Below are 19903 nucleotides of genomic sequence, written 5' to 3'. Positions count from 1 at the left end.
AAAAGCTATAAATATTTGAATCTTAACACCTAACGAAGAAAATAAAAAAAGGCTTTATTATCAACACCTAACAAATCAGCTATAGAGATATTTAAAGGTATAAAACCACTATCAATATAAGATGTTTTTGTGTAGTCCGAAACTACATAAGCCGATGGCTTTACGTCTAAAAAAATTATAATAATAGGAACTAGAATAAGTAATAGAACACTTATCAAACCTGGTCTAGTTCTGTTCTTTAATTGCCCATAAATCATAAAAAGCAGTGTAAAAATATAGACATGTACAAGTGTTGGTAGAAAAACACCAATAATGATAGCCACTTTAGGTATATAAAATGTACAAACCACAGAAAATATAATACTTAAAAGAAGGACCAAAAGTATATGCTTAATCTTTTTTAGGAATATAAGAGATACCGAAAATATGAATCCAGATAACAAAAGAATAGAATTTCTATTTGGTCCTAACGAATCTAACCAATATTTAAATAACTCAATAGACTCTAAATATTTTAATAAAGGAAATACAGCTATAATTATAGCAAATACTAAGAATGCCTTGTAAACTTTATATTTAGAATTTAGAAAGAACTTTTTGTCGTCCAACCAGTTAATTTCAGTAAGGTAATGTAGTGGACCTAAAAAGGCATAGGAAAATAAAAATAATTCAAAAGGTAAATAAATAGCAACCAAAAATGATATAATGAGTAGCCAAATATTTATATGATCTATTATTTTATTTTTCATAACAAAGCAGTAATATAGTATTAAAACAAATACTACATACTACACAACTTGGGTAGTTTTAATTATATTTATTTTCCTAGCAGTTAAATCATAAAAATTAATAATGGAAAAAACAGTTTCGGAAGCAATAGCTTATAGACGTTCTACAAGAATTTATAAGGATGATCCTATCGACTCAAATAAAGTAAAACAATGCTTAGTTAATGCATCTTTAGCACCAACAAGTAGCAATCTACAGCTTTGGGAGTTTTATCATGTTACTGATAAAAATAAATTAAAAAGTTTAGCAAAAGCCTGTTTTAACCAAAGTGCTGCAAAAACATCTCAGCAATTAATAGTTGTAGTTACTAGAAAAGACCTTTGGAGAAAACGAGCGAAAGCAAATATTGATTTTCTTAATAAAGTATATAACAAACCTGATTTAAGTGAACGTGAATTAAAACGCAAAAAGATGGCGACTAGCTATTACAAAAAATTAATTCCTACAATTTATACAGATTTCTTAGGTATTCTTGGATATATCAAATTCTTTGTATTTCAAATCGTTGGTATTTTTAAACCAATTTATAGACAAACAAGATTGAGTGATATGCGCATTGTTGCTCATAAAAGTGCTGGTTTAGCAGCACAAAACTTTATGACAAGCATGGCAGGCATAGGCTATGATACTTGCCCTATGGAAGGTAGTGATACACTTAGAGTAAAACAGATTTTAAAACTCCCTAGAGGCGCAGAAATTAATATGGTTATTGGTTGTGGTATCAGAGATCAAAAAGGTATCTACGGTCCTCGTTTTAGAGTTCCTTTTGAAGATGTCTATTTTGAAGTATAGTTATTTTTTAAAATTTTCTAAACCAGTTTTAAGCCATTCTAAATACGCTTCAGCATTTGGTTCGTAGGCATTTGTTACATTCAACAACTCCATATCATGATCGACTATTACATAATAAGGTTGAGAATTATTTTGAAAGTTTATAGTTTGAAGTGTTCCCCATTTATCACCTATAGTCTCAATATCTTTTACAGTGCCATTTGATCTCAAATACTGAAATCGCTCTGCTTCTGGCAACTCCTTTTTATCATCTACATACAAGGAAATAATAATGTACTTCTCTTGCAACATATCATAAACCTCAGACGTGCTCCAAACTTGTTCTTCCATCTTTCTACAATTAACACAAGCCCAACCTGTAAAATCTAGTAAAATAGGCTTATTCTCAAGTTTTGCCATTGCAATACCCTCTTCTAAATCTTTTGAACAATTTAAATCTAAAGGACATTCAGATGCTTTGTCATATAAACTATAAAACATTGGTGGTGGAAAACCACTCAACAATTTTAAGTTAGCATATTTGGTATTAGTAACTCCAGGAATTAAATATATAATAAAAGCTATTACGAAAATACCCGAAGTAATTCTTCCTTTACTTAACTTTTGAAGTGGACTATCATGCGGAAACTTAATTTTTCCAAATAAATACAATGCCAATCCAATTCCTATAATAATCCATAGAGCTATAAAAACTTCACGCTTTAAAAGTCCCCAATGCTCAACTAAATCTGCATTAGACAAGAACTTAAGCGCTAGAGCTAGTTCTATAAAACCTAATACAACTTTTACAGTATTTAACCATCCACCAGACTTTGGTAATGAATTTAACCATTTTGGAAACATTGCAAATAAGGTAAATGGTAATGCCAAAGCCAAACCAAAACCACTCATTCCCATAGTGAGTTGCATTGCACCTCCATCTGCAGTTAATGAGCTTCCTAATAGTGTTCCTAATATTGGACCTGTACAAGAGAATGAAACAATTGCTAAGGTTAAAGCCATAAAGAAAATACCTATAAACCCACCAATTTTGTTTGCTTTACTATCCATTGCAGCACTCCAAGATTGTGGTAAGGTTAATTCAAAATAACCGAAAAACGAAAATGCAAAGGCTATAAAAATGATAAAGAATATAATATTTAAGGTAACGTTTGTAGATATGTTATTTAAAATTCCTGGATCTAATGAATCTAAAAGATGGAAAGGAATACTTAACAATACATAAATTAAGAAGATAAAAAAGCCATACAAAATAGAATTAAATAAACCCTTTTTAGAGTCGCTAGCACTCTTGGTAAAAAATGATACTGTTAAAGGTATCATGGGAAATACACAAGGCGTCAATAATGCAATTAAACCGCCTAGAAAACCTAACAAAAATATGGAGAAATTACTCTGTTCTTCTATAGTTTGTTTTTCATATTTATCCCAACCAGTAACATTTAAATTCAGCTCTTCAGAGAGTTTCTTACTAACTTCATCAATAATAATCTCCTTTTTTTCTACTACTGACCCATCGAGAGAAAGGTTGAATGTTTTGTCCTGCATTATACACTTAGCGTCATCACACACTTGGAAGTTCACACTTGCTTCTATAATATTATAGCTTGAATTTATAATAGATATACGTTGTTTAAACTGCGCTCTTTTATCAAACTTTTTCACATCCATTTCAAAAACCTTATCAAACTTAGGTTTTACATCTGGCTCTGTTGTTTTACCAATTAATTTATAATTTTCTTCTTGTTCTTTATACTCAAAATAAATAGGTAATGGACCAATACCCTCTGATTCTATTTGAGAATACATATACCAACCCTCTTCAATATTTGCAGTAAAAATCAATTCATATTCTGTGTCCGATATCTTTACAACTTTAGAATCCCATTTAACAGGTTCTAACTCTTGTGAGTGTGTATTAAACAAAAAACTAAGTGCTAAAAAGCAATAAAGAAATACTCTTTTAAATATCATAAAATAAAGCCTTAAACCACAAATGTAAGCGATGTGGTTGAATTACAGTTTTAAAGTCGTGTAAGTTATAAAAACCTTAAGAAACTAAGGCTAGCTTTTGGCATAAAAAAACCGAGTACTAAACTCGGTATTTGTGTTTTAAGATTTGACTTCAATCTTTATTTTATCGGAATGTTTCCATTTTGAAATACCTCCTTCTAAATCATAGATTTTTTCAAATCCAGCGCTCTTAAGTTTTTGTGCACATTTAGCACTTCTTCCACCACCTTTACAATAAAGGATAACTGGTTTAGCTTTATCCAATTTAGATATATCTTCTTCAAAGGTTGGTGATGAAAAATCTATGTTCTGAGAATTGGCTATACGTATTTCGTCATGTTCTTTTGGTGAGCGTATATCAACCAACTGTACATCTTCTAACTCTAAAATAGATTGCATTTCTTCAGCAGTGACTAATTTCACTTCAGCGTTATCTATTTTATTATCGATACAACTTGAAAATAAGCTCAAAGCCATAAAAAGGAAAACAACTCTCAATAAATTTTTCATAATTTTTACTATTCTCTAATGGGAAACTTCACCTTCCCACTCATTAAAGCCACCTTCTAAATTAAAGGCGCTATCAAAACCTAATTGGTTCATTATTGCACAGGCTTGCCCACTTCGGTTGCCAGATCTGCAATACACGTAATAGTTCTTGGTTTTATCTAATTTTTCAATGTCATCAATAAAACCTTGTCCTCTGTAAATGTCAATATGAATTGAATTAGGAATCACTCCCTCTTCAACTTCATCTTGTGTTCTAACATCTAAAACAATAGAATTATTGTCTTCTTCTAACTGTTTTGTCCAATCTTTCTGCGATAAATCCGCCATAATTACCATTTTGCTTCCACAAAATTAACATTTCCTTATGATATAGACGAAAAAAAATCCGAAGTGTTACACTCCGGATTCAATATTTAACATTTAGGTAATTTAAACCTTAATAGAACATCCTATTGCTCTTGTTTTATTTACTTCAACGTCTCTACCTTCTATTAATGCATTTAGAGCATTTTCAGCGTATTTCTCTTTTACTAGACTAGCATCTTTATAATTATCATCAATTGCACCAATGTATTGTACTTTATTACCCTTTTCAGTTTTTTCTAAAATATAAACATGTGGTGTTTTTGTAGCACCATATTGAGGATAAACTTCTTGACCTTTATCCATTAGGTAAGGAAAAGTAAATCCTTTTGCTTTAGCTCTGGCTTTCATCGCTTCCATATTATCACCAGGTTTAACATTAGTATTATTTGGCATTATAGCAATTACTGGATATCCTTTAGCTGCATACTTTTTGTTAAGCACTTCTACTCTATCTTCATAAGCAACTGCATATGGGCAAGTATTACATGTAAAAATGACAATAAAGCCTTTTGCATCTTTATAATCTGATAAAGAAACCATATTTCCGTCAATATTTTCTAGGCTAAAATCTGTAGCTATATCACCTACCTCATAACCTTTATCTTCTGTAGTTATAGTAAAAGCAGAAAGTGTACATACTAACACCATAACTGCGAGTAATTTTAAAGTTTTCATATTAAATCTATTTTAAAAATTGTTTTAATTCAGTTTCTAATTCTTCTTGTGTAAATGATCTTTCGTAAAATTGCCTTTTATTTCCGCAATATATTATTGTAGCTGGTAAAGCTCCAGACCAATCTTCATTAATTGCTGGAATCCATCTATTTTGATCCGTATCATCAAAAGCTACAACCTCAGATTTTAAATCGTGTTTTTTTATAAATGGTTTCAACTTAGTATCATAATATCTTGGAAAATCTAAACTTACTAATAGTACTTCGACGTTTTTATCTTTGTAAGTTTTATTTATGTTTTCAAAATAAGGCAATTCTTTTACACAAGGTGCACACCATGTTGCCCAAAAATTTACTACAAAAACTTTATCACCCTTTTTGTTTATTAATGGCTCTAATCCATCATAGTCATAGACTTCAAAATTTATGTCTGAAACATCTATAGCAACCTCTTTTTTCTCCTCAATTGTTACATTGGACTGAGATACTGCAACATCAGTAACTTCATTTTCACAAGACATAATTATCAATAAACACAAAAGTAGTATTTGCTTCATGCCATAAAGTTATTAATCTGTTTATTGATTTGCCTATAATTAACAAAAAATTAATGCAAAACATGTCATAAAATTGTCAACTTCATAAATATTTCAAATACGTCAATCTTTTTCATTATTATAGTTTGAAATCAAAAATTTCATTTCTATATTTGACATTCAAATGAAAACAAAAACAAATCATACTTGGTGGTGGAATTTCTCAAACTTATGTTCGTGAAATAATCCTTGGTATTTAAAATATAGAAAAAGGCTTGTCATTCACGACAAGCCTTTTTTAATTTAAAATTGATGAAAACATTTAGTCTATACACACATTATAAAAAAATCCTTGCAGATACTATTACACCTGTGAGCATTTATCTTAAAATTAGAGATAAGTTTCCTAATGGTATCTTATTAGAGAGTAGCGATTACCATGCAAATGATAATAGTTTTTCATATATATGTTGTAATCCAATTGCTTCAATACAAGTAAATGAAAATATCATTTCTCAGACATATCCAGATGGTAGCTCTAAAAACAATTTTGTAGATACAGTGGGAGTTGTTGATGAAATTCACAAATTCACTCAACGCTTTAAAGTAGATTCTAATGAGGATTTTAAATTCATTAATAACGGAATCTTTGGTTACACAACCTATGATGCTGTAAAATATTTTGAAGATATTGAGGTTTCAAAAAAAGAGAATTCAGTAGAAATTCCAGAGATTTATTATGCGGTTTATCAGAATATCATTGCTATCAATCACTTTAAAAATGAAGCTTATATTTTTGCGCACTGTTTTGATACGGAAAATAATATTGACGAAATCCTTCAGCTGATTCAAACAAGGCAATATGCCTCTTACGATTTTGATACTAAAGGTGATATTCAATCAAACCTCAGTGATGATGAATACAAAAAGCATGTTGAACTTGCAAAAAAACACTGTGCCAGAGGTGATGTTTTTCAGTTAGTATTATCTAAACAATTCTCTCAAAATTTTAGTGGTGATGAGTTTAATGTTTACAGAGCTTTACGAAGTATCAATCCATCTCCTTACCTATTCTATTTTGACTATGGAAGTTTTAAAATTTTCGGAAGCTCACCAGAAGCGCAATTGGTTGTTAGTGATGGTAAAGCCGAAATTCATCCTATAGCTGGTACTTTTAAAAGAAGTGGAAACGATTTAAAAGATGCTGAGTTAGCAGAACAACTCATCAAAGATGATAAAGAAAATAGTGAGCACGTAATGCTTGTAGATTTAGCGCGTAATGACTTAAGCAGACATGGAAGCAATGTTACAGTAGAAAATTATAGAGAAGTTCAATTCTTTTCTCATGTGATTCATTTAGTAAGTAAAGTTATAGGCACTAAGCATAAAGACACAGATACAATGCAAATTGTTGCAGATACATTTCCTGCTGGCACACTAAGTGGTGCGCCAAAACATATGGCAATGCAACTGATAGAGAAATACGAAAAAACAAGTAGAAGTTATTATGGAGGTGCTATAGGATTTATGGATTTTGAAGGCAATTTTAATCATGCTATAATGATTAGAACCTTTTTAAGTAAAAATCATAAACTATTCTGGCAAGCTGGCGCAGGATTAGTAGCTAAATCTGATCCAGAAAGTGAGCTACAAGAAGTTTACAATAAGCTTGGAGCATTAACTAATGCAATAGAGCAAGCAAAAGATATATGATATGAAAAAGGTATTAGTAATTGATAATTACGACAGTTTTACATACAACTTAGTCCACTATTTAGAAGACTTAGATTGTGATGTCACAGTAAAACGAAATGATAAGCTAACCATTGAAGAAGTCGATGCATTTGATAAAATTGTTTTATCACCTGGTCCTGGTATACCAGACGAAGCTGGTTTACTTAAGGAAATTATTACCGAGTACGCACCGATAAAAAGCATATTAGGTGTCTGTTTAGGACAGCAAGCCATAGGTGAGGTTTTTGGTGGTACATTAGAAAATCTAGACAGCGTTTATCACGGTGTTGCTACAAATATTACACTATCTGTTGATGATGAAACTTTATTCAAAGGTCTTGACAAAACTTTTGAAGTTGGTCGATATCATTCTTGGGTTGTAGACACCAATTTGCCTGACAGCCTAGAAGCTACGTCATTTGATGAGAATGGACAGATTATGTCCTTAAGACATAGAATTTATGATGTTAAAGGAGTACAATATCATCCTGAATCCGTACTAACTCCTAATGGTAAAACTATTCTTAAAAACTGGGTTAATTCTTAATACATGAAAGCACTTTTAAACAGACTAATAAACCAAGAAAGTATCTCAAGCGAAGAAGCTAAGAATGCACTGGTTAATATATCAGAAGGAAAATACAATCAAAGCCAGATTGCAGCTTTTCTTACCGTTTATATGATGCGTAGTATCACCTTAGAAGAACTTAGAGGATTTAGAGATGCGCTTTTAGAACTATGTATTCCCGTAGACTTAGACGGTTATAATACGATTGACTTGTGTGGTACAGGTGGAGATGGCAAAGACACCTTTAATATTTCAACCTTATCATCTTTTGTAACGGCTGGTGCAGGTGTTAATGTATCCAAACATGGTAATTATGGCGTGTCTTCAGCTTGTGGATCATCTAACGTTATGGAACATTTAGGTATAAAATTCACTAACGATATTGATTTTTTAAAGCGTAGTATAGACGAAGCAAGTATTTGTGTTTTACATGCGCCACTCTTTCATCCAGCAATGAAAAATGTAGCACCAATCCGCAAGGAATTAGGAGTGAAGACCTTTTTCAATATGCTAGGACCAATGGTAAATCCAGTATTTCCAAAAAATCAAATGGTCGGAGTTTTTAATCTCGAATTATTGAGACTCTATGGTTATTTATATCAAGAAACGGATAAAAATTATGCTGTAGTACATGCTTTAGATGGCTATGATGAGATTTCATTAACTGGAAAAACTAAAGTGATGTCTAATAATTCCGAAACTTTATTCAGCCCTAAAGAATTAGGCGTAAATAAAGTAGAACAAAAAGAAATATTTGGAGGTAATACTGTAAAACAAGCCGCTAGGCTTTTTACTAAAATTATAGATGGGGAAGGAACTGATGCTCAAAACAATGTAGTATGTGCAAATGCAGGTTTGGCTATAGCAACTTCTAAACAAATTTCACATATAGAAGGCTTTAAATTAGCTAAAGAGTCTCTAAAAAGCGGAAAAGCAAAAGAGAGTTTAAGTAAACTTATTGAATTAAGTAAATGAACATTTTAGATAAAATAGTAATAGATAAACGTAAAGAAGTTGATTTACGTAAATCATTAATTCCAGTAAGTCAATTAGAACAATCTGTTTTATTTGATCGGCAAACAAACTCCCTATCGCAAAACTTAAGCACTAGTCAATCTGGTATTATTGCAGAACACAAAAGACGTTCTCCTTCAAAATCTGTAATCAACCAAGATTTAAATGTCCAAGACGTGGCAAGCGGTTATGAAGAGGCTGGCGTTTGCGGCATGTCTGTTTTAACTGATGGTAAATATTTTGGTGGAGCACTTGACGATTTATTACTAGTTCGTGCAAGTTGTGCACTTCCGCTTTTAAGAAAAGAGTTTGTAATTGACCCTTATCAAATCATAGAAGCTAAAGCCTATGGAGCTGATGTCATTTTGTTGATTGCAGCTATATTATCTAGAGCCGAGATTAAACAGTTTTCAGAATTAGCAAATAGCCTTAATCTAGATGTTTTATTAGAAGTCCATAACGAAGCTGAATTACATAAATCTATTATGCCGTCTTTAGATATGTTAGGAGTTAATAATAGAAATCTAAAAACGTTTGAAGTGAGTTTAGAAACTTCAAAAGCATTGAGTGAGCAAATACCAAATGATTTTGTAAAAGTATCTGAGAGTGGTATTAGCTCAATAGACGCAATTAAAGAGCTTCAACCTTATGGTTATAAAGGATTTTTAATTGGTGAAAATTTCATGAAAACTGATAATCCTGGGCAAAGTGCTACAGAATTTATTAAAAACTTAGAATCATGAAATTAAAAGTCTGCGGCATGAAATATAATACTGCTGAAGTTGCAAAGTTGCAACCAGACTATCTTGGCTTTATATTTTATAAAAATTCCCCAAGAGATTTTGATGATGTCATTCCCAAATTACCAAAAAGGATAAAAAAAGTTGGTGTTTTTGTAGATGCACCGATTAGGACGGTTTTAGATAAGGTAAATTATTATCGTTTAGATGTCATTCAACTTCATGGAAAAGAATCACCAGAATACACAAAAGATCTATTGAGAGTATTAACAGATTCTGCTGTCAATTACCCTGAAATTATAAAAGTCTTCTCTATAAAAGATGACTTCGATTTTTCTCAATTAAAACCATTCAAAGATATAGCTAGCTACTACTTATTTGATACCAAAGGAAAATTACCAGGTGGTAATGGATATACATTCAATTGGGATGTACTTAAAGATTATCCATCAACCAAACCTTACTTTTTGAGTGGTGGTATTGGATTAAGCGAACTAGAAAAAATTAAAACGTTTAAAGAAAGTCATGCTTCAAAATACTGCTATGCCATTGACGTGAACAGTAAATTTGAAATTGAGTCTGGTCTAAAAAATATTGAAGAATTAGAAAAGTTTAAACATGAGTTACAACATTAACAAAAAAGGTTATTACGGAAAATTTGGTGGAGCTTTTATTCCAGAAATGCTATATCCAAATGTTGAAGAGTTACGCCAAAATTATTTAAAAATAATGGCGGAACCTTCTTTTCAAGAAGAGTTTCACGCGTTATTAAAAGATTATGTTGGTCGTCCTTCACCACTCTATTTTGCCAAACGCCTTTCCGAAAAATACAATACAAAAGTTTACCTAAAAAGAGAAGATTTAAACCATACTGGAGCACATAAAGTTAATAATACGATTGGTCAAATTCTCATGGCAAAACGCCTTGGAAAAAACCGTATTATTGCCGAAACTGGTGCTGGACAACATGGTGTTGCAACAGCAACGGTTTGTGCTCTAATGGGAATTGAATGTATCGTTTACATGGGAGAAATAGATATTGCTAGACAAGCACCAAATGTTGCCCGAATGAAAATGCTAGGAGCAGAAGTTAGACCTGCTTTATCTGGTAGTAGAACATTAAAAGATGCTACTAATGAAGCCATAAGGGATTGGATTAATAACCCTGTAGACACGCATTATATTATTGGTTCAGCGATTGGACCTCATCCATACCCAGATATGGTAACCAAATTTCAATCGATTATTTCAGAGGAAATTAAATGGCAATTAAAGGAAAAAGAAGGCAAAGAAGATCCAGATTATGTTGTTGCTTGTATTGGAGGTGGTAGTAATGCTGCAGGTACCTATTATCACTTTTTAAATAATAGAGATGTTGGTATTATTGCTGTTGAAGCTGCAGGAAAAGGTATTCACTCTGGTGAAAGTGCTGCAACTTCTGCACTTGGCAAAGAGGGTATAATTCATGGTTGCAAAACATTATTAATGCAAACGCTAGACGGACAAATTACCGAACCTTATTCTATATCCGCTGGCTTAGATTATCCTGGTGTTGGACCTCTACATTCACATTTGTATAAATCTGGTCGTGGTGAGTTTTATTCTGCAACAGACGATGAAGCCATGACTGCTGGATTAGAACTTACGCAGTTAGAAGGTATAATTCCAGCGATTGAAACAAGTCATGCACTAGCAATTTTTGAACATAAAACATTTAAACCAAATGATATAGTTGTGATTAGCTTATCGGGTCGTGGTGATAAAGATTTACAGAATTATATTGATTATTTTAAGTTATAGAAAATGAACAGAATAAATCAAAAGTTAGAAGAAAACAAGAAACTCTTATCTATATACTTTACAGCGGGTTATCCTAATATAGATGATACAGCAACCATTATTCAAAATTTAGAAAATAGCGGTGTCGATATGATAGAAATAGGATTACCATTTAGTGATCCTTTAGCTGATGGACCAACGATACAAGCAAGTTCTACTCAAGCTTTAAAAAACGGCATGACTAGCGAGCTCTTATTTGAGCAGATCAAAGATATTCGTCAATCCGTTTCTATTCCTTTAATCATTATGGGTTACTTTAACCCAATGTTACAATATGGTATTGAAGCCTTCTGTAAAAAATGTCAAGACGTTGGTATTGATGGCTTAATTATACCAGATTTACCAGTAGATGTTTATCATTCTGAGTATAAAGCTACCTTTGAAAAGTATGGCTTAATCAATGTTTTTTTAATTACACCTCAGACTTCTGACGAACGTATTCATTATATTGATTCTGTCTCTGATGGATTTATTTATATGGTCAGTTCTGCGAGTACAACAGGTGCAAAAGTTGGTTTTGGTGATACTCAAACCAAATACTTTGAACGAATAGCTAATATGAAACTTCAGAACCCTCAAATTGTTGGTTTCGGTATTTCAAATAGTGAGACCTTTACACAAGCCACTAAACATGCTAAAGGAGCTATTATTGGCTCTGCCTTTGTAAAGTATGTTACTAATAACCCTATTGAAAATATAAATGAGTTTACGAAAAATATTATCAATCCATGATATTTAAAAAACTCATTTATTTATTAACCATCAGCATTGGGATTACTGCATGTAATTCTGATAAAAAGTTATCAGTGGATAAACAAAATGAAAACACAGTAAATGAAATAAAACAAGAAACACCTAAAGTTGAAGCTGATAGTATTATCAACTTCCCACAAGGAAGAAGAATTTGGATAGCACTAAAGACTACTGATCAGAAAAAAGTAGCTGAATTAATTGGCTTGGATAAATTTGAATTAACAAATTGGAAAACAGGTTTCAGTAAAATAGTAGGAAAAAATAAATTTAGCAGCCGTGTTTTTATAACACCAATAATCAATAACGAATGGATTTTAGTAACGGGTTTTGATTTACCAGCCATTGTAAGTAAAGATTTCGAAGATTTTGCTGAAGAGTTAAGTAAAACCTTTGATCATTTTAGTTACTATTACATTGGTAGAGAAACCTTTGGCCTAGCTAAAGCCAATAATGGTATATTAGAACGTTATATTTATTATAATGACAATAGCACTATTACAGAAAAAGGTAATAAAACTAATGCCGAGAAAACCACTCAACTTATAGGAGATTTGGAACAATCTCGGTATAGCGAAAAACTAACAAGAGCCTATAAACAAAGTCCTTCAAATTTTAAAAATCTCCTAGGTAATGATGAATATATAATTGGCTTTGATGATGAAATTTACGAAGTATACACCATTCCGTGGCCAAATAGATTTTACATATGCAAAATCGCAGAACAATGGAGTATCAATCCAACAACTTTAATTGAAGATGGAGCTACCTCTGAAGGCCTAGGTCTTCTTGGAAAGACAAATTATAAGTATTCTAATTAATCTCAATTTGTCATATTTAAGTGTCAATATTTTTGTGTTTTTGGGTAACCAGTTTGGTTAACCATTTTTAGATGCTATGAAAAACATCAAACTTCAACTAACAATATTTCTTAGTTTAGTTCACTTATTAAATTATGGTCAAGTGACTTTGAATGCAGATGGACCGGGCAATACTTACGAACTAATTACTTCTGTATTAGCACCTGGATATAATCCAATAGAAGTTCCTGATTGTAATCACTCAGCTTTTGGCAGACACATAGATGAAATATTTGATGCAGACCTAAATAAAAATGTGTTTAGATTCTCAATGCATACCACACCAGATAATGATCGTTGTATAAATTTTGATAGACAGCGAAACGAAATAAAATCTTATAATCAGTCACCAGATAATTTATTAGGAGTAGAAGATGAAATTGTAATATATAAATGGAAATTTAAACTCGATACTGATTTTCAGGTATCACCTAGCTTTACACACTTACATCAATTAAAATCTGTTGGTGGTAGTTTAGCTTCGATGCCTATGTATACCTTAACAGCAAGAAAATCAAATCCTGATCGTATTGAACTAAGATATGCCGAAACTGATGACCAAATAACACTATTACAAACAGATTTAGCACCTTTTAAAGGACATTGGTTAAACGTTACTGAAACTATTACTTATGGTACTTCTGGCACATACGAAATAGTAATTAAGAAAGAGAGTGATGATTCCATATTATTTGAGTAATCTAATAATTCTATCATTAATTGGAGAGCTGGCGCAGATTTTGTGAGACCAAAATGGGGAATTTACAGAAGCTTAAATTCGGCAAGCGATTTAAGAGATGAAGATGTATTATTTTCAGATTTTAGTGTTCAGGAAGTTAGCAGTTTATCTATCTCTGAAGTCAATGAAAATAATATTAGTATATACCCAAATCCAGCTGTAGACTCGCTAAGCTTTAAACTTAAAGACGATTTAGTATACGACAAAATAGAAATCTATGATAGCCATGCTAAATTAATAATGAGTTATGATAAAGAGTTACCAAAAACCTCAATACGTGTTTCATCGCTTACAACTGGACTCTATTTTATCCTATTTAAAAACAAAAACTCTACGATTGCCAATAAAAAATTTCTAATTGACTAGTTTTAAAGTATATTTAAAATAATGTCACTTAACATCGTCCTTATAGAACCCGAAATCCCAAACAATACAGGTAACATTGGCCGTTTGGCTTTAGCCACAGGTTCTCGGCTACATTTAGTAAAACCCTTTGGATTTGAAATCGATGACAAACGCCTCAAACGTGCAGGATTAGATTATTGGCAACACTTAGAAGTAATCTATTACGATTCTATAGATGATTTTTTTGTAAAAAATAAGGATGCAAAAATGGTATTCTTATCAAGTCATGGTAAACAATCGCATTGGGATATTAAGTTTACTGATCAAATGTTCCTAGTCTTTGGTAAAGAATCTGTAGGTTTACCAAAATCGTTATTAGAAAAATACCAAAATCAACTTTTTAAAATCCCTCTCTATAGTAAAGACATTAGAAGTCTCAACCTTGCCAATGCTGTTGGCATTATTGTCTATGAAGGTTTAAGGCAACTCAATCTATAGTTATATATTCATTATCTTTGAACGTGAAACTTGCAAAAAACAGTAATCTCATATTAATAGGACTATCACTTATCTTAAGTTTAGTCTCATTTACTGGAGTTACTAATCACTTACCTCGTGAAGCCATTAAGACAGCTTTCGTTATAGGTGATTATAATGAGAATACGCGTTTTTCTATATCCTTTAAAAATGTAATTAAACCAAGGTTTAACTCTTTTTCAGAGTTCTCACTACATACTTTTAAAGAGTTTCTAAATTATTACGATTTAAAAAATAGTGCAACTTTTAAAATCTATATCTACAAAACTCTTTCGGTTAGAGCAGATCAACTCCATACTAAGCACTACAGTAAATCTAGATACCAGACGAATTATAACAGCGTCGTATCATAATTATTAGATAGTAGCCTTTATTGGCTAACCATTACCTATTGTCAATTGCATCTCAAATTCTAGAGGTGCTATACGCCGTTATATATATGAAGTTAAAAAAAACCTTAAGGTTAATTGCCTTAATATTTATGATTTTCCTAGCCTGTTTAGTTCCATTTCCTTTACAATTTTCATCAAAGGATAATTTACCTAAAAACCTTATTGAGAATGTAGAAAAAAAAGATAAAGAAGATGAAGACGATATATTAAAAGAGATTTTTTAAGATACATATTTAATATATTTGAGAAATCACTTTGACTATTCACTTAGTTTTAAAATATCTATCCATGAAAAAAATTCAATCACTGCTATTAATTTTTATATCAATTTCAATCTCTAATGCTCAAAGTAAGGTTATTGAAAGCCTCAACATGGATAGTAATCTTCTAAATACATCTGTAAAATATTCTGTGTATTTACCAGATGGCTACGATGATTCCAAAGACAAATATCCAATAGTGTATTTACTTAATGGGTTTACTGGTGATGAAACCGATTGGCATATGGAGGGCTTATTAACAGACATAGTGAATCTACTTATAAAAGCCAAAAAAATTGAACCAATGATTATTGTAATGCCAGATGGTGATGACAGGTTATATATTAATAAAGGAGATGGCACCTATCCTTATGAAGATATGTTCATTACAGAATTTTTACCCTTCATTGAAGCTAAATATAAAGTGAAAGATGAAAAAAAATATCGTGGAATAAGTGGACTTTCTATGGGAGGAAATGGAAGTTTAAGACTCACACTTAAGCATCATAATCTATTTGGAGTTTGTGCTTCATTTAGTTCTAGTTTAAAAACTGATGAAGAAATTATTAACGATAGTCAAGAACATTTTGATAACTACTTTGGTCGTATTTCACCGGAGGTAAAAGGAGAAAAGGGTAAAGTTAGACTTACTGATGCCATAAAGGAGTTTAATTTATTCGAACTCATAGAAAAAAAAGATCCTAAGCTATTAAAAACTGTCGATATTTATTTTGATTGTGGTGATGACGATTTTTTAACTATTGGTAATTCTACAATGCATATAGAATTGACAAAAAAAGGTATTCCGCATGAGTATAGGGTAAGAGACGGTGGCCATACATGGAATTTTTGGATAGACTCATTACCAATTGGCTTAGAATTTATTAGTGAATCTATGCATAAGGATAATTAATTGTCTAGAGAGCTATCGTTTTTTGCTTAACATCTTTAAATACATATGCTCAACCTTAGTGCGTGCCCAAGGTGTGCGTCTTAAAAATTTTAAACTCGATTTTACAGAAGGATCATGAGTAAAACATCGAATATTGATTTGATAACCCATATACTCCCATCCGTAATGCGCTTGTAGCTCAGTAATAATCTGTTCTAGCTTTATTCCGTGTAATGGGTTGTTTGGTTGAATTGACAAACTATAAATTTTTTACTAATTCTTTAATCTTCACTGCTTTCTCAAAATGATCTAAATGATGAGTTTCTATCCACCATGTAGCTGCTTCCATTAATAATTCTGGATTATCATTTTTATTTTTAAAAAACGCATAAAATGAAACACCAACCTTAGGCCCTTTTTGAGCAATTTTCTTATCGCAAACTTCTATGATTTTGGCTTTTAGATTTGGTGTCATTTAATTTCGATTTTCGTTATTGCGTCTTCGATTACGATTTTTATTACGGTTGTGATTAGCATTTTTATTACCGCCTCCAGAGTTTCTAGAATTAGAAGTCTTGTTTCGCTGCCCACCTCTACCTCTATTTCTATTCTGTCCTGGCTTAATTGGCTCTGTTGACGCATTAGGATCTGGCTCAAAACCTTCTATGATTTCAACATCAATTTTCATCCCAATTAATTTTTCAATACCACGTAAATAGCTAATCTCATCAGCACTTACCAAAGAAATGGCTTGTCCGCTAGCTCCGGCTCTACCTGTTCTACCAATCCGATGCACATAGTCTTCGGATATATTAGGGATCTCAAAATTAATAACATGAGGTAACAACGGAATATCTAAGCCCCTTGCAGCAATATCTGTAGCTACTAATACACGAACTGTTCCTCTTTTAAATCCGGCTAAAGCTTTGGTTCTGGCCCCTTGGCTTTTATTGCCATGAATAGCAGCAGCTGTAATGCCAGCACTAATCATTTTTTTAGTCAAACGGTTGGCTCCATGTTTAGTCCTAGTAAAAACTAATACCTGTTTCCAATTACCTTCAGAAATTAACTTAATAATTAAGCCTGTCTTTTTACCCTTAGCAACACGATGTACCTTTTGGTCAATAATCTCAACAGCTGTATTCTCTGGTGTCGCTTCAACGTGTACCGGATTATCTAAAATCGAATAGGCAAGTTTCTTAATATCTTTAGAAAATGTAGCCGAAAACATTAAGTTCTGACGCTTATTCGGTATCAACTTCATCACGCGTTCTATATCACGCAAAAAGCCCATATCGAGCATACGATCGGCTTCATCTAAAACAAATATTTCAACACGTTTTAAAGATAACACTCCTTGGCTTTCTAGATCAATTAAACGACCTGGAGTCGCTACTAAAATATCAATACCTTGTCTAATCCTAGCAACTTGTGGTTTCTGATTGACTCCTCCAAAAATTACTGTGCTTCTTATATTTAAAAATTCGCTATACTCTTTTACATTAGCATGTACTTGTGCTGCTAATTCTCGAGTAGGCGTTAACACTAATGCTCGTATTGGTCTGTGTTTTTGAATTGGATTTTTTGAAAGTAAATGCAACATTGGCAATGTAAAACCTGCTGTTTTACCAGTTCCAGTTTGCGCAGAAGCTAAAACATCTTTCCCTTCTAAAACAGGCGGAATTGCCTTAGCTTGAATTGGAGATGGTGTTTCGTATCCTTTTTTACTTATAGCTTTTAGTAAAGGCTCAGATAGGCCTAATGATTTAAATGACATACATCGTTTTTAGTTAAGATGAATATCTATTTAAAGCTCACCTCTTATAATTTCAGCGAAGGTACAGTTAATTTATTCGATAAGCTCTATTTACTTGACTTTCTGGAAATTTTAGGTAACTTCGTTTAGTACTATATACATGTACAAATGCTGTGTGTGATTCTAAAATGAACGAGAAAACTAAACGCATAAAATTTCAAAATCAGCAAAACTTAAAATCTCAATTTGATATTATCAGATTAGAAGAATTATATCAGCGAACTGGTTTAGATCATTCTATTGAAGCACATCACAAGGTCGAATTTTATATTCTTTTATTTATAGAAAAAGGGCAAGGCTATCACACCATCGATTTTACAGATTACGCATGTGAAAAAGGCACATTGCTCACCATTAGAAAAGACCAAATTCATAAGTTTTTTAAAAGCAAATCTTTAAAGGGTGTTTTACTCGCTTTTACTAATCAATTTTTAGTGAGTTATCTCGAAAAAATAGAAGCACAAAAAACAATGCTTTTGTTCAATGAACTTTTAAGTGTTCCAAAATTACAGTTAGATAATACTAATTTTAATAGTATCAATCAACTTATCAAGCGGATAGAGAATGAATACTTTACTATAAATGATGACCACTCCTTAAGTGTTATTAGAAATGAGCTTCATATTTTAACGACACAGTTATTGAGACTAAAGGCAAAACACGAGCAACTCAATTTTGAAAAAAAATACCTAAAAGAGTTTATTGAACTCCAACACTTGGTTGAAAAAAATGTAAACAAAACCACTAAAGTTAAAGACTTTGCGAACCAAATGGGTCTTAGCATAAAAACCCTAAATACAGTTACAAAACATATTGTTCATAAATCTGCCAAAGCGTTTATTGATGAAATATGCACTAAACAGATTAAACGATTATTGCTCAATACCAAGTTATCTATCAAAGAGATTGCTTATAAATCTGGGTTTGAAGAAACTACTAATTTCTACAAATATTTCAAACGTCAAACTCTAACCACACCAGAACAATTTCGATTAGAAAACTAACACTTTCTCATTTTTACAGTTATTAGCCTCTTTATTATAGTCTATTAATTTAGTTGCACCTATACTTTTGTGTCATTATTAAATTAAAAAATATTGACATGAATATATACGAAATAAATACTACTGAGCATACATTAGATATACTAAATAATGATGCAAAAAAAGATTTTATACGTATTGGAAAAGGCTTAGTAAAATCTGCTTTTCGTCCAATGCAACCTATTGACTTTAAGCACACATATCTTCCTGTTTCAAGAGAACAAGGACAAGTAATGCGGCAATTAATTGTAGAAAATGATTGTAAAACCATAGTGGAATTTGGTACTTCATTCGGAATTTCTACCATATATCTCGCTGATGCAGCTCGACAAACTAGTGGAAAAGTAGTTACTACAGAGTTATTAGAAAATAAAGCCGAAAAAGCCACTCATAATATTGAAGATGCTGGACTGAGCGATTATGTTGATGTGAGAATTGGAGATGCCATGGAAACACTCAAGCACTTTGATAAGCCTATAGATTTTCTATTTCTTGATGGCTGGAAAGATCTTTACTTACCACTTTTTAAATTATTAGAACCACGTTTTCATAAAAACACATTAATCTATGCTGATAACATGGATATGTCTGGCACGCATAACTATGCTAGTTATGTTCTAGAGAAAGGAAACGTTTATTCCACAAAATCTATACATAACGGAAAAGCATATTTAACTAAATATTTATAACCAAT

Annotated in this window: 26 protein-coding genes; 17 read left to right on the top strand and 9 right to left on the bottom strand. The window is 31.8% G+C overall.

The features are described from left to right. Positions 1–29: 29 nt before the first annotated feature. Positions 30–749, bottom strand: a complete 720-nt coding sequence (locus tag WPG_RS11115; protein WP_045472548.1) for a hypothetical protein — start codon at positions 747–749, stop codon at positions 30–32. Positions 750–852: 103 nt separating this feature from the next. Here WPG_RS11115 and WPG_RS11110 point away from each other — a divergent pair, with 103 nt between their 5' ends. Further along, the gene (locus WPG_RS11110; RefSeq protein ID WP_045472545.1) at positions 853–1581 is read left to right on the top strand and encodes a nitroreductase family protein; all 729 of its coding nucleotides are present in this window, start codon (positions 853–855) and stop codon (positions 1579–1581) included. On the opposite strand, the gene WPG_RS11105 is transcribed toward WPG_RS11110, so the two are convergent. From WPG_RS11105 to WPG_RS11085, 5 genes are all read right to left on the bottom strand, one after another. Beyond that, positions 1582–3555 (bottom strand): protein-disulfide reductase DsbD family protein, encoded by a 1974-nt coding sequence (locus tag WPG_RS11105; protein ID WP_045472543.1) that lies wholly within the window; start codon positions 3553–3555, stop codon positions 1582–1584. A gap of 138 nt (positions 3556–3693) precedes the next feature. Further along, positions 3694–4104 carry a rhodanese-like domain-containing protein gene (locus WPG_RS11100; protein WP_045472541.1) on the bottom strand — a complete coding sequence of 137 codons (411 nt, stop codon included), beginning with the start codon at positions 4102–4104 and terminating at the stop codon, positions 3694–3696. A gap of 15 nt (positions 4105–4119) precedes the next feature. Further along, positions 4120–4431, bottom strand: a complete 312-nt coding sequence (locus WPG_RS11095; protein ID WP_045475503.1) for a rhodanese-like domain-containing protein — start codon at positions 4429–4431, stop codon at positions 4120–4122. Between the two features lie 102 nt (positions 4432–4533). Next, positions 4534–5145 carry a thioredoxin family protein gene (locus WPG_RS11090; protein WP_045472539.1) on the bottom strand — a complete coding sequence of 204 codons (612 nt, stop codon included), beginning with the start codon at positions 5143–5145 and terminating at the stop codon, positions 4534–4536. A 7-nt stretch (positions 5146–5152) separates the two neighbouring features. Then, entirely contained in the window at positions 5153–5701 is a 549-nt protein-coding gene (locus WPG_RS11085; protein ID WP_045472536.1) for a TlpA family protein disulfide reductase, read from the bottom strand. Between the two features lie 291 nt (positions 5702–5992). On the opposite strand from WPG_RS11085, the gene WPG_RS11080 reads away from it, so the two are divergent. The 14 genes from WPG_RS11080 (at position 5993) to WPG_RS11030 (ending at position 16371) form a co-directional block, all read left to right on the top strand. Next, entirely contained in the window at positions 5993–7393 is a 1401-nt protein-coding gene (locus tag WPG_RS11080; protein ID WP_045472533.1) for an anthranilate synthase component I family protein, read from the top strand. Between the two features lies 1 nt (position 7394). Continuing rightward, entirely contained in the window at positions 7395–7961 is a 567-nt protein-coding gene (locus tag WPG_RS11075) for an anthranilate synthase component II (protein WP_045472530.1), read from the top strand. A 3-nt stretch (positions 7962–7964) separates the two neighbouring features. Beyond that, entirely contained in the window at positions 7965–8957 is a 993-nt protein-coding gene (gene trpD, locus WPG_RS11070; RefSeq protein WP_045472527.1) for an anthranilate phosphoribosyltransferase, read from the top strand. Beyond that, positions 8954–9739, top strand: coding sequence for an indole-3-glycerol phosphate synthase TrpC (gene trpC / locus WPG_RS11065; RefSeq protein WP_045472524.1), 786 nt, complete (start codon positions 8954–8956; stop codon positions 9737–9739). The genes trpD and trpC overlap by 4 nt, the downstream gene beginning before the upstream one ends. Then, on the top strand, positions 9736–10371 hold the full coding sequence (locus WPG_RS11060) for a phosphoribosylanthranilate isomerase (RefSeq protein ID WP_045472521.1): 636 nt from the start codon (positions 9736–9738) through the stop codon (positions 10369–10371). Before trpC ends, WPG_RS11060 begins: the two co-directional genes overlap by 4 nt. After that, positions 10355–11536, top strand: coding sequence for a tryptophan synthase subunit beta (gene trpB, locus WPG_RS11055; RefSeq protein ID WP_045472518.1), 1182 nt, complete (start codon positions 10355–10357; stop codon positions 11534–11536). Before WPG_RS11060 ends, trpB begins: the two co-directional genes overlap by 17 nt. Positions 11537–11539: 3 nt before the next feature. After that, positions 11540–12307 (top strand): tryptophan synthase subunit alpha, encoded by a 768-nt coding sequence (trpA, locus tag WPG_RS11050; protein WP_045472515.1) that lies wholly within the window; start codon positions 11540–11542, stop codon positions 12305–12307. Continuing rightward, positions 12304–13146, top strand: a complete 843-nt coding sequence (locus WPG_RS11045) for a hypothetical protein (RefSeq protein WP_045472512.1) — start codon at positions 12304–12306, stop codon at positions 13144–13146. Before trpA ends, WPG_RS11045 begins: the two co-directional genes overlap by 4 nt. Before the next feature lie 76 nt (positions 13147–13222). Further along, positions 13223–13885: a hypothetical protein gene (locus WPG_RS18640; RefSeq protein ID WP_231850177.1), complete on the top strand. Its 663-nt coding sequence runs from the start codon at positions 13223–13225 to the stop codon at positions 13883–13885. Between the two features lie 42 nt (positions 13886–13927). Further along, a complete protein-coding gene (locus WPG_RS18635) occupies positions 13928–14290 on the top strand; it encodes a T9SS type A sorting domain-containing protein (RefSeq protein WP_231850176.1) in 363 nt (120 codons plus the stop codon). Between the two features lie 21 nt (positions 14291–14311). Then, on the top strand, positions 14312–14767 hold the full coding sequence (locus WPG_RS11035) for a tRNA (cytidine(34)-2'-O)-methyltransferase (RefSeq protein WP_045472509.1): 456 nt from the start codon (positions 14312–14314) through the stop codon (positions 14765–14767). A gap of 23 nt (positions 14768–14790) precedes the next feature. Next, a complete protein-coding gene (locus WPG_RS18065; protein ID WP_144374460.1) occupies positions 14791–15159 on the top strand; it encodes a hypothetical protein in 369 nt (122 codons plus the stop codon). A 128-nt stretch (positions 15160–15287) separates the two neighbouring features. Then, positions 15288–15422 carry a hypothetical protein gene (locus WPG_RS18770; RefSeq protein ID WP_262507846.1) on the top strand — a complete coding sequence of 45 codons (135 nt, stop codon included), beginning with the start codon at positions 15288–15290 and terminating at the stop codon, positions 15420–15422. A 64-nt stretch (positions 15423–15486) separates the two neighbouring features. Continuing rightward, the gene (locus WPG_RS11030; protein WP_045472506.1) at positions 15487–16371 is read left to right on the top strand and encodes an alpha/beta hydrolase; all 885 of its coding nucleotides are present in this window, start codon (positions 15487–15489) and stop codon (positions 16369–16371) included. Positions 16372–16383: 12 nt separating this feature from the next. On the opposite strand, the gene WPG_RS11025 is transcribed toward WPG_RS11030, so the two are convergent. From WPG_RS11025 to WPG_RS11015, 3 genes are read right to left on the bottom strand one after another with little or no spacing between them, the layout of a single operon-like run. Beyond that, a complete protein-coding gene (locus WPG_RS11025) occupies positions 16384–16608 on the bottom strand; it encodes a VF530 family DNA-binding protein (protein ID WP_045472503.1) in 225 nt (74 codons plus the stop codon). A gap of 1 nt (position 16609) precedes the next feature. Continuing rightward, complete coding sequence (locus WPG_RS11020; protein WP_045472500.1) at positions 16610–16825, bottom strand: DUF6500 family protein; 216 nt, start codon at positions 16823–16825, stop codon at positions 16610–16612. Further along, positions 16826–18127, bottom strand: a complete 1302-nt coding sequence (locus WPG_RS11015) for a DEAD/DEAH box helicase (RefSeq protein ID WP_045472497.1) — start codon at positions 18125–18127, stop codon at positions 16826–16828. A gap of 167 nt (positions 18128–18294) precedes the next feature. Here WPG_RS11015 and WPG_RS11010 point away from each other — a divergent pair, with 167 nt between their 5' ends. Together WPG_RS11010 and WPG_RS11005 are read left to right on the top strand one after the other, a co-directional pair. After that, positions 18295–19170: an AraC family transcriptional regulator gene (locus tag WPG_RS11010; RefSeq protein WP_144374459.1), complete on the top strand. Its 876-nt coding sequence runs from the start codon at positions 18295–18297 to the stop codon at positions 19168–19170. A gap of 98 nt (positions 19171–19268) precedes the next feature. Beyond that, positions 19269–19898 (top strand): O-methyltransferase, encoded by a 630-nt coding sequence (locus tag WPG_RS11005; RefSeq protein ID WP_052471241.1) that lies wholly within the window; start codon positions 19269–19271, stop codon positions 19896–19898. Positions 19899–19903 lie beyond the last annotated feature (5 nt).

The organism is Winogradskyella sp. PG-2 (genome assembly GCF_000828715.1).
Classification (GTDB): domain Bacteria; phylum Bacteroidota; class Bacteroidia; order Flavobacteriales; family Flavobacteriaceae; genus Winogradskyella.
The sequence above is the reverse complement of the archived record's forward strand: the minus strand, read 5'-3'. Positions and strand labels throughout refer to the sequence as shown.

Bases quoted from the DNA above. Each gene is read 5' to 3' on its own strand.
- WPG_RS11115 (WP_045472548.1), bottom strand. From the start codon at position 749: ATGAAAAATAAAATAATAGATCATATAAATATTTGGCTACTCATTATA.
- WPG_RS11110 (WP_045472545.1), top strand. From the start codon at position 853: ATGGAAAAAACAGTTTCGGAAGCAATAGCTTATAGACGTTCTACAAGA.
- WPG_RS11105 (WP_045472543.1), bottom strand. From the start codon at position 3,555: ATGATATTTAAAAGAGTATTTCTTTATTGCTTTTTAGCACTTAGTTTT.
- WPG_RS11100 (WP_045472541.1), bottom strand. From the start codon at position 4,104: ATGAAAAATTTATTGAGAGTTGTTTTCCTTTTTATGGCTTTGAGCTTA.
- WPG_RS11095 (WP_045475503.1), bottom strand. From the start codon at position 4,431: ATGGCGGATTTATCGCAGAAAGATTGGACAAAACAGTTAGAAGAAGAC.
- WPG_RS11090 (WP_045472539.1), bottom strand. From the start codon at position 5,145: ATGAAAACTTTAAAATTACTCGCAGTTATGGTGTTAGTATGTACACTT.
- WPG_RS11085 (WP_045472536.1), bottom strand. From the start codon at position 5,701: ATGAAGCAAATACTACTTTTGTGTTTATTGATAATTATGTCTTGTGAA.
- WPG_RS11080 (WP_045472533.1), top strand. From the start codon at position 5,993: ATGAAAACATTTAGTCTATACACACATTATAAAAAAATCCTTGCAGAT.
- WPG_RS11075 (WP_045472530.1), top strand. From the start codon at position 7,395: ATGAAAAAGGTATTAGTAATTGATAATTACGACAGTTTTACATACAAC.
- trpD (WP_045472527.1), top strand. From the start codon at position 7,965: ATGAAAGCACTTTTAAACAGACTAATAAACCAAGAAAGTATCTCAAGC.
- trpC (WP_045472524.1), top strand. From the start codon at position 8,954: ATGAACATTTTAGATAAAATAGTAATAGATAAACGTAAAGAAGTTGAT.
- WPG_RS11060 (WP_045472521.1), top strand. From the start codon at position 9,736: ATGAAATTAAAAGTCTGCGGCATGAAATATAATACTGCTGAAGTTGCA.
- trpB (WP_045472518.1), top strand. From the start codon at position 10,355: ATGAGTTACAACATTAACAAAAAAGGTTATTACGGAAAATTTGGTGGA.
- trpA (WP_045472515.1), top strand. From the start codon at position 11,540: ATGAACAGAATAAATCAAAAGTTAGAAGAAAACAAGAAACTCTTATCT.
- WPG_RS11045 (WP_045472512.1), top strand. From the start codon at position 12,304: ATGATATTTAAAAAACTCATTTATTTATTAACCATCAGCATTGGGATT.
- WPG_RS18640 (WP_231850177.1), top strand. From the start codon at position 13,223: ATGAAAAACATCAAACTTCAACTAACAATATTTCTTAGTTTAGTTCAC.
- WPG_RS11035 (WP_045472509.1), top strand. From the start codon at position 14,312: ATGTCACTTAACATCGTCCTTATAGAACCCGAAATCCCAAACAATACA.
- WPG_RS18770 (WP_262507846.1), top strand. From the start codon at position 15,288: ATGATTTTCCTAGCCTGTTTAGTTCCATTTCCTTTACAATTTTCATCA.
- WPG_RS11030 (WP_045472506.1), top strand. From the start codon at position 15,487: ATGAAAAAAATTCAATCACTGCTATTAATTTTTATATCAATTTCAATC.
- WPG_RS11020 (WP_045472500.1), bottom strand. From the start codon at position 16,825: ATGACACCAAATCTAAAAGCCAAAATCATAGAAGTTTGCGATAAGAAA.
- WPG_RS11015 (WP_045472497.1), bottom strand. From the start codon at position 18,127: ATGTCATTTAAATCATTAGGCCTATCTGAGCCTTTACTAAAAGCTATA.
- WPG_RS11010 (WP_144374459.1), top strand. From the start codon at position 18,295: ATGAACGAGAAAACTAAACGCATAAAATTTCAAAATCAGCAAAACTTA.
- WPG_RS11005 (WP_052471241.1), top strand. From the start codon at position 19,269: ATGAATATATACGAAATAAATACTACTGAGCATACATTAGATATACTA.